Here is a 7,941-nt window from a genome sequence, read left to right on the forward strand (position 1 = left end):
GTATGAGCCACGGATCCTCTTCATCTTGGCACACAAGAGCGAGTTGCGGAACATAGTCGGAATAACCTTCGTAACCGGTGAGCCAATTCATGTTCGATTCAGTCAAGACAAGCAGTGCGTCGATGCCACGCTCAGCCATTAGCTGACGCAGCCGAGCCGTGCGTTCGCGATACTCCTGTTTACTGAATGCGGGCATTGGCAGTTCTCCTATCTTGAAAAATGACGATTGCTCAAGGCAATCAACTCGGCTTTGCTATCTTCGAAGCGAAATATTGCCAACGCGCAAAAGTTTCAAGAAAACCCATGAATCTTGCCGAAATCCTTTAAAATAAGGCACCTAACGAGGGTCGAACACGCAGAGTCTAAAAGGCTATAGGATAGGGCCGCTTGTATTATTTGTACGCGACAACCACGAGGCTTGGGCTATCGGATGTAAACGCTCCACCTTCCTCCCCATAAGCTTCAACAGTCTCGAACCCCGCGCTTCGCAACATGCGAACAAATTCAGAAAACCCATACTGTCTGAAAGAAAGGTGCGTTCGTCTAACGCATCCATCGCGGACGATAATCCTTTCGAGGTTCCGACGATCGCTTAGCACATCGTTGCTCATAATATCGATTCTTAGGTCGTCGTTACGCTGCACAATGTAAATAGGCGACTTGTGGCGCAAGAAAGCCAAGCGATTCGAGTAATCGATTAGAAGACGTCCGCCGTTTCGAAGTGAAGAAGCCGCTTCACGAAGGACGTTCTCATTGTCTGCGTCCTCGAAATAACCAAACGTCGTGTACCAAAGAAAAACCGCGTCAAATCGATCTCGCCAAGGAAGCGAGCGCATGTCACCCAAAACATACTCAACATTTACTCCGCGTTTATCCGCATCCGCTTCAGCTTTTTTTAGCAAGATCGGCGAAATATCAAGCCCGGATACCTGCGCTCCTTTTTCAGCCAACCGGTTGGTAATCCGTCCATAACCGCATCCAAGTTCAAGAACTGGGCTGCCTTGTTTAAGAGAAAGAAGCTCCCAAATTGCTCCTGCTTGTCGGTCACTTACCTCCGGCGGATTGACCACATCGCCAAAATGAAAGTAATCTTCGCTGAAGTATTCCTCAAGAGATGGTAAGGTAACTTTACTGCTCACCTTGTCGTTCATGTGTTTTCCTCTTTTTGGCAGACTATTTATATTTATTGTTTCATAGTTAGACGGACATTGAAAGAATACATTTATGAATTTTTTTTTTCGTTTTTAAATGTTTTTTGCAACAGATCATTGATCTTACCGCGTTCGAGATTTTATCGCGGGCCGTATGTGGCCTGCTCGAGGCACTGCTCGTCAACATCGATCTCGCGGATGTGGTCCGGGCAGGGCGACGCATACTGGCCTTGAGCATATGAGTTGTTTCATCATCCGCCGTAGCGAGGCGCACCTCGCCGTGCTGGGCGCGCACTCGTCCGCCGGATCGCTCTGCACGCGCTGGAAGGACAAGATCGGCACGGCCAACCTCGCCCAGACTGACCCGCTTCGTCTGGCACGAAGAGAGAAGCGCGTCCGCATGACGGCGAAAGCGGCGGAAAAGACCGATGTGATTTCGAACTCGGAAATCCATCCAGCCCAAGCGCGAAGCCGTCGCGCATCTGAGGTCCGCTATGGGTCTGCCGGAGCGACGGGCCCGTGCCATCATCAGCGCTGATCGCAAGATGATCCGCTATCGGTCTCGCCAGCTACCGGAGATGACGGTGAGACTCTCGAGCATATCGTCTTCGCGCCAAACCGTTTGCATGTTGACTCCGTCGGCGGACACTGATCTCGCCAACGGGTTGGATAAGGGTTGGTGAGGACAGCGTGGGCGAGCGTTTGGAAACCGACTGCGCTGCGCACTTCGAAGCCGCGATGCGTCGATTGCCCTCCAATGACTGGGGGACAAGGAGCCATATTTCGAGGAACCGAATATTGGCGCCGCTCTCCCGCACAACGATCGGAGGCTGCCAACAGGCGAAAAAGCGGTTTCAACGCGGGAGGCTCTGCACGGGGATCTCTACTTTTCCCTGCTTGAGCTGTTCCAGAAGAGATCCGGTCGAGCTCTTGGTGATTGGAGGGGCAGCCGGGCCAGATCGTGCCGGAAATCCGCTTGGCCGATACCACGCCCACGGTGCGGATCGAGACACGGCCGTTGACCGAAACGGAAGCAGCGGATGAGTTCATGCCGCTCATCGGCGGAGGCGCCGATTTCCGCCGCCCAAGTGAGGAAGGAACTGGACCAGATCGGTGGGGTACCTTCGAGGCGCACTCGCGGTCCGGCCGAACGGTCGGGGCGAGATACCGCCAGGGATCCGACCGCGCCGTGATCATCAGCGGTGGCCAGCACGCGAACGAGACGACGGGAATCGTCGGCGCGCTGAGGGCTGCCCGCAGGCTCGCGGAACGCCCGAGCGCGCATTTCGTCATCTCGCCCTTGGAAAATCCGGACGGCTATCAACTCCACTGGCGGCTCCGCACGGGAGGAATTCGCACAAGGCGGTCGCGTCCCACGGGGTAGATGCTATGGGGCGAGCGGCGAGGGTGTGGGAGCGCCGGCAACCAAAACCGTGCAATATTTCCTTCTAATAAGTTTTACAGAATCTTTGCGAGCGCGCACCGCTGACGATGGTACGCTCACCGCAAAGTCTAAGGTCGGGCACGGCTGAAAGCTGATGCCTGTTTACGATCATACCACCGTACAACCCAACGGAAGGTCAACGCCAATGGCGAGAAGGACGCTCATCCTGCTTGAAGGCACAAGGAGCAATGGTCTGCTATACGTCGAAGCGGCTCGGCGTCTTGGTCTTCATCCAATTACTCTTGCGGCTGATCCTGCTCAGTACGACTATCTTGCGGCGGAAGGAATTGAGGCAATTCGCGTCGATACAGGCAATCTCGATGCGCTGATCCGCGAATGTTCCCGACTTCGTGCGACCTATGACATTGCTGGAATTACGAGCGCGAAGGAAGCATTCTATGCGACAATAGCCAAGCTCTGCCGGTATTTCGAATTGCCGGGACCGAACCCTACAGCGATTGAACGATGCTGTGACAAATTCACTCAACGTCAACTCCTCGCGGAGGCCGGCGTTCCAATGCCTGCCTATCGCTTGGCCGCGAATGCGACGGACGTAGAAAGCTCCGCAGCGGAGATCGGCCTGCCGGTTGTTCTTAAACCAGCCGTCAGCAGCGGCAGCTGCGGTGTCCGATTGTGCCGCAATCTCGACGAGTTGACCGAACATACGACCTACCTGTTGGGCGGGCAGCACATATGGCGGTCTACGCCGAGGATACTGGTCGAAGAGTTTGTTCAAGGCCCCCAATATGTCTCCCACATAATGGGAAATGAGGTCATTGGGATTGAGGCCTCTGACTTCGGTCCCCCACCGCATTTCGTCCTTCGTGTGTTCACCTTTCCGGCCCTGCTGACTGATGACGAGCATGAGCGCATTGCCGATGTTTCGCTTAGCTGTTTGCCAGCTCTCGGCCTTGGCTGGGGGCCAACCAATATTGAACTCCGGTGGACGAAGCGTGGCCCAGTCGTCATTGAAGTCAATCCGCGTCTTGCTGGCGGTCCTCAACCGGTTCAGCTGGCTTACGGTGTCGATCTCGTCACCGAGCACCTCAAGCTTGTCATCGGCGAGGAATGGAATCTGCGTAGAAGACGTTCGCATGTTGCGGGCTGGCGGGTCCTAATTCCTGATCGCGATGGCATCCTCGATTGGATCGGTGGTGACAAGCGGGCGGCTGCTGTCCCAGGTGTCGCCGAGGTCAAATTGTATGTTGAACCCAAGACGCCGATCGTCAGGAGCGGCGACTACCGAGACTCTATGGGACATGTCATCGCCGTTGCACCCAGCCATGCTCAGACCGAGGCGATACTTCAGCGTGCCGGCGACATGATCAGTTGGTCGATGACCCCATTTCCGAACCGTTAGCGAACGGGAAAAATCCGCGGCCTTACTTCCCCGCACCGGCGCAGGCCGCGCCAGGTGAGAGGGGATCGTCGCCAACTTTGGTGCAATTCAGAGCAACACGCGTTAACTCGAGTCCGGAACCATGGGTCATGCTCGCGCCAGCATTGGCTCCGACTGCAATTGTTGATAAGCCTCGTATGGGGCCAGTACGAATTTCGTCTGCACATCATGGCCAGCGATGAAGGCACGACCGTAGATCGTCTCGTTTCGGTGACGAAGGTCATGGGCAGGACGTCCCCGTCGTCGACTCACACATCGCAGGGTATGCCGTTGATCATGCGGAGATTGATCGGACCCACATGCCTCTCGAACAGCCTGATCTGCGCCGCGTTGAATTCCGCCAGGCCGGGCAGGCGCACCAGGCGTGCCGTCACCTTGTCGACCAGCCACTCCGCCGCGTCCGCCCAGCCGGCATGGTGGCGCATTTGCAGGAAGAACCCCCTGGAAGCCGTCCAACTTTCGAATTTGTGCGGCACATAGCCGGTGAGCGACCGAACATATTCGTGGGAGGGTAGCCGTGCAGGTTCAGGTGAAGCTTGGCCCCGCTCAGTCGCTCGGCTTCGTTGCGGATCGTCTTCTCGAACAAAGGCTCCTTCACCCTGTATGCAAATTCGTCGCCTAGCGCCGTGTAGCGCGCTGCGTGATGCTGGTGGTGCGGGTTGCCTCGACCAGTATTCTCGGCGAAGACCGCCAAATGTGCTTCCCGCTCAACAGGTAGCTCGTATGTTCGGCCAACTCATCGACATTGCGGCACAACCGGACTCCGCGGCTGCCGCTACCTACGGCTGGCTTCAGAATCACCGGCAGGCCGATCTCCGCGGCAGAGCGTTCCACGTTCGTCGCGTTTGTTGCCACGCGACAAGTTGGTATTGGAACGCCGGCCTCGGCAAGGAGCTGACGTTGAACGAATTTGTCGCAGCATCGCTCGATCGATGCGGGGCCGTCAGTTCGGCGAGCCGCACAACTGCCTGGCTGTCGGTTTCGCCGTCGAGGCCCGACTGCACCGGTTTCCAGTAGGCACCGCCCAGCAGGCGACCCGGATGCGGTCGCCAAGCCGGGTGATCGCGATCTTGAAGGTTTCGTCCATGACAGTCGACTTGGGAGCGCGCGAGGCGTCAGTGATCGGGATCGTCAGCGAATAGCTCTTGACCCGATAGACCGGCAACTTGACGCCGTAGCGCTGCATGAAACCGGTGAAATGGTTGCCGAGCGCCATCACAACCGCATCCGCCGCGATCCGCTCTTGATCGGTAATGACACCACGCACTTGGACACTATCTCGCTTTTAGATGATCATGATATATAAACGGCATTTGACGGAAGCCGCCGCGGCTATCATGTAAAATGACGCGAGCGGCATCTGACTGCCAAGTTAGAGGCGCGGCTCACACAGGCCGGATCGCAAACGCGCGAAGCTGTCTGTCAGATGGTTTGGTGCGGGCTTAGGGCTATAGCTTGCAGTGTCTGCTGTGGCCACGAAACGGGGAACCATAATGCTCTACCAAGATACAGTCGAATCCGAGGTGCTTGTCCATAAACCTTGGTTTGTCGCCCTGACGTTTGTCGTCGTGCTGGCGTTCTTTCTCATGTTTGATCTTGCTGACACGAGCTTCGGGGAGCTCATGCGACCGGTTATCGGCGAGCCGCATCAAAGCGGGGTTTATGGCCGTTTTGCAATAGCATTTGTAATTGCGGTCGTATTCTGCTCCAATATCGTACTAATAGGATTTGCGCCATTGCAGGTGCAAATCGGCACCGTGTGGCTTGAACTGTTGCTTCTGTTTCTGGCTTTCTTTAAGTCATTTAACCTCAGTTTGCCATTCATCTGGGAGAACCTCCCTTTCCTGATCACGCAAGGTGTGGTAACGACGATTTATGTGTCGGCGCTTTCGCTAATCTTTGCGTCCTTGATCGCGATTATCGCCGCGATTGCAAAGCTCTCAAGCAATGGCTTCGCGTACGCGGTCGCCAGTTTTTACACTTCATTTTTTCGCGGGCTGCCTCTCCTGATGCAAATCTACCTGATTTACTTGGGGTTGCCGCAGTTGGGTATTGTGATCGACGCCGTTCCGTCCGGGATATTGGCGCTGTCGCTTTGTGTAGGCGCTTATATGACAGAAATCTTTCGAGCAGGCATCCAAAGCATCGACCGCGGCCAATGGGAGGCTTCGAGATCAATCGGCTTCGGCTTCGGTCTCACCATGCGCAGGATCATTCTACCGCAGGCGCTTCCCGTCATTATTCCTCCAATGGGAAACACATTCATCGGAATGCTGAAGGACAGCTCGCTCGTTTCGGTCCTCGGCGTCTGGGAGTTAACCTTTCTTGCTCGTACGATCGGTCAGCCGACCTTCCATCATATGGAAATGCTTGTAACGGCATCCCTGATCTACTGGATCATATCCGCTTGTCTCGAGGTTATTCAGGCGCGTATTGAGAATTATTTTGCGAGGAGTAAGGTGCGATGACCCCTATCAAAGCATACAAATTGAAAGGATTTGATGCCGGCGCACCTTTAACCGCGACAGACAATGCGCGGCACGTGCAGCCGCATTCGTCACAGGAATCTTCGGTAAAGACACAGATCATAATGGGCAATAATAAGATCATTGAGGCCACGCACGTCTCCAAGTGGTACGGCGCTTTTAGGGCACTGACGGATGTGAATCTTACCGTTCGAAAGGGGGAGCGCATCGTCATCTGCGGTCCCTCCGGATCAGGAAAGTCGACGTTGATCCGATGCTTCAACCGACTCGAAGCGCATCAAGAAGGGAACATCATCGTTAACGGAATCGCCTTGCACAATAAGATGCGCAACGTGACTGAGGTCCGCAAGAACGTCGGCATGGTGTTCCAACACTTCAACCTTTTCCCACACATGACGGTGCTGATGAACTGCATGGCAGGTCTAATGTGGATCAAAGGCGTGCCTGAAGCAGAGGCCAAGAAGACGGCGTTGCAATTCCTGGAACGCGTGCGCATTCCCGAACAGGCCAACAAATATCCGGTTCAGCTTTCAGGTGGACAGCAGCAGCGCGTAGCCATCGCACGTTCGCTATGCATGGAGCCAGCCGTCATGCTATTTGATGAGCCTACCTCTGCACTCGATCCGGAAATGGTATCGGAAGTCTTAGAAACGATGACGAGCCTTGCACGCGATGGCATGACGATGGTCTGCGTCACGCATGAAATGGGCTTTGCCCGCGCCGTAGCCGACCGGGTCATTTTTATGGACGTAGGTCGAATTGTGGAAGAAGCGCAGCCGAGCGAGTTTTTTACCAACCCTCAGCACGACAGAACAAAACTCTTTCTCAGCCAAATCTTGCAACATTAGGGCTTATCGTCTTCATACACGCGTGCCGAGCGATCAAACCACTTGTAAGCCGTGGATATACACTGCTCATCGAGAAGAAACACTAAAGCCTCTGCGGTTAATCTGTATCCATACGGCCAAGGCCGCGGTGGCTATGGCTTTGGGCGGCGGCCTTCTGCGGTAGGTTTCGGCGGTGCGTTGCCTGATGCCCTGCGCTCTTCGATGACATACCGAAGGTTCTCGATGCCGTCTTCGGTAAAGACCACGATGGCTTCGCTTAATTCCGATCCGGGATAGTCGTCGTAGGCGCTCAGACAACCGTCTTCAGGTAAGCATCCGGTAGGGACCGCGGCGTGCCGGATTTGAAGGGACAACTAGCTGTCGCCGGTTAGCCAGTTGGATCGAGCTGGTCTCGAATGCTTCCGCGAAGGGCCGGTCCGACAGGTCCCACAGCAGGTCTTCATCCTGGCCCAGGATTTGGGCGACGCGCCGGATCGTGAAGACGTGGGCGACCGCTGCCATGGTTCAGGCGGCTGCCTGACCGGGCTTTCGTACGCCTCCGGCGAGGGCCGCCTTGCGCGAGCATGGCCCGGTAGCGAAGCTGCGCTCTTAAGGTCGTCCTTTCGAGCGTAGT

General features: G+C 55.6%; 8 protein-coding genes and 2 pseudogenes. 4 read left to right on the forward strand and 6 right to left on the reverse strand.

All coding sequences use genetic code 11. The features are described 5' to 3' along the window. Nucleotides 1-196, reverse strand: a 196-nt coding sequence (locus NKI63_RS30125; RefSeq protein ID WP_352824081.1) for an aminopeptidase P family N-terminal domain-containing protein, incomplete at its 3' end; no start/stop codon positions are given. Between the two features lie 196 nt (nucleotides 197-392). Continuing rightward, on the reverse strand, nucleotides 393-1,151 hold the full coding sequence (locus NKI63_RS30130; protein WP_352824082.1) for a class I SAM-dependent methyltransferase: 759 nt from the start codon (nucleotides 1,149-1,151) through the stop codon (nucleotides 393-395). Between the two features lie 976 nt (nucleotides 1,152-2,127). Between NKI63_RS30130 and NKI63_RS30140 the strand changes: the two genes are divergently transcribed. Both NKI63_RS30140 and NKI63_RS30145 read left to right on the forward strand, forming a co-directional pair. Further along, nucleotides 2,128-2,535 carry a M14 family zinc carboxypeptidase gene (locus NKI63_RS30140; protein ID WP_352824083.1) on the forward strand — a complete coding sequence of 136 codons (408 nt, stop codon included), beginning with the start codon at nucleotides 2,128-2,130 and terminating at the stop codon, nucleotides 2,533-2,535. Between the two features lie 205 nt (nucleotides 2,536-2,740). Beyond that, nucleotides 2,741-3,955 carry an ATP-grasp domain-containing protein gene (locus tag NKI63_RS30145; RefSeq protein ID WP_352824087.1) on the forward strand — a complete coding sequence of 405 codons (1,215 nt, stop codon included), beginning with the start codon at nucleotides 2,741-2,743 and terminating at the stop codon, nucleotides 3,953-3,955. A 287-nt stretch (nucleotides 3,956-4,242) separates the two neighbouring features. Here NKI63_RS30145 and NKI63_RS30150 read toward each other — a convergent pair whose 3' ends face one another. The 3 genes and pseudogenes from NKI63_RS30150 to NKI63_RS30165 form a co-directional block, all read right to left on the reverse strand. Next, entirely contained in the window at nucleotides 4,243-4,419 is a 177-nt protein-coding gene (locus tag NKI63_RS30150; RefSeq protein ID WP_352824084.1) for a hypothetical protein, read from the reverse strand. 238 nt (nucleotides 4,420-4,657) lie between these two features. Next, nucleotides 4,658-4,933, reverse strand: a pseudogene (locus tag NKI63_RS30155) (ATP-grasp domain-containing protein); the annotation flags it as partial. A 70-nt stretch (nucleotides 4,934-5,003) separates the two neighbouring features. Beyond that, nucleotides 5,004-5,264: pseudogene (locus NKI63_RS30165) on the reverse strand (hypothetical protein); the annotation flags it as partial. A 223-nt stretch (nucleotides 5,265-5,487) separates the two neighbouring features. On the opposite strand from NKI63_RS30165, the gene NKI63_RS30170 reads away from it, so the two are divergent. Then, nucleotides 5,488-6,462: an amino acid ABC transporter permease gene (locus NKI63_RS30170; RefSeq protein WP_352824085.1), complete on the forward strand. Its 975-nt coding sequence runs from the start codon at nucleotides 5,488-5,490 to the stop codon at nucleotides 6,460-6,462. A gap of 122 nt (nucleotides 6,463-6,584) precedes the next feature. After that, nucleotides 6,585-7,328, forward strand: a complete 744-nt coding sequence (locus tag NKI63_RS30175) for an amino acid ABC transporter ATP-binding protein (RefSeq protein ID WP_352824088.1) — start codon at nucleotides 6,585-6,587, stop codon at nucleotides 7,326-7,328. A gap of 303 nt (nucleotides 7,329-7,631) precedes the next feature. Here NKI63_RS30175 and NKI63_RS30180 read toward each other — a convergent pair whose 3' ends face one another. Beyond that, nucleotides 7,632-7,829, reverse strand: coding sequence for a hypothetical protein (locus NKI63_RS30180; protein ID WP_352824086.1), 198 nt, complete (start codon nucleotides 7,827-7,829; stop codon nucleotides 7,632-7,634). Nucleotides 7,830-7,941 lie beyond the last annotated feature (112 nt).

The sequence above is a fragment of the Mesorhizobium sp. M0410 genome, assembly GCF_040321435.1.
In the GTDB taxonomy this organism is placed as follows: Bacteria; Pseudomonadota; Alphaproteobacteria; order Rhizobiales; family Rhizobiaceae; genus Mesorhizobium.

Coding starts and splice junctions, on each gene's coding strand:
- NKI63_RS30130 (WP_352824082.1), bottom strand. CDS start 1,151: ATGAACGACAAGGTGAGCAGTAAAGTTACCTTACCATCTCTTGAGGAA.
- NKI63_RS30145 (WP_352824087.1), top strand. CDS start 2,741: ATGGCGAGAAGGACGCTCATCCTGCTTGAAGGCACAAGGAGCAATGGT.
- NKI63_RS30150 (WP_352824084.1), bottom strand. CDS start 4,419: ATGCGCCACCATGCCGGCTGGGCGGACGCGGCGGAGTGGCTGGTCGAC.
- NKI63_RS30170 (WP_352824085.1), top strand. CDS start 5,488: ATGCTCTACCAAGATACAGTCGAATCCGAGGTGCTTGTCCATAAACCT.
- NKI63_RS30175 (WP_352824088.1), top strand. CDS start 6,585: ATGGGCAATAATAAGATCATTGAGGCCACGCACGTCTCCAAGTGGTAC.
- NKI63_RS30180 (WP_352824086.1), bottom strand. CDS start 7,829: ATGGCAGCGGTCGCCCACGTCTTCACGATCCGGCGCGTCGCCCAAATC.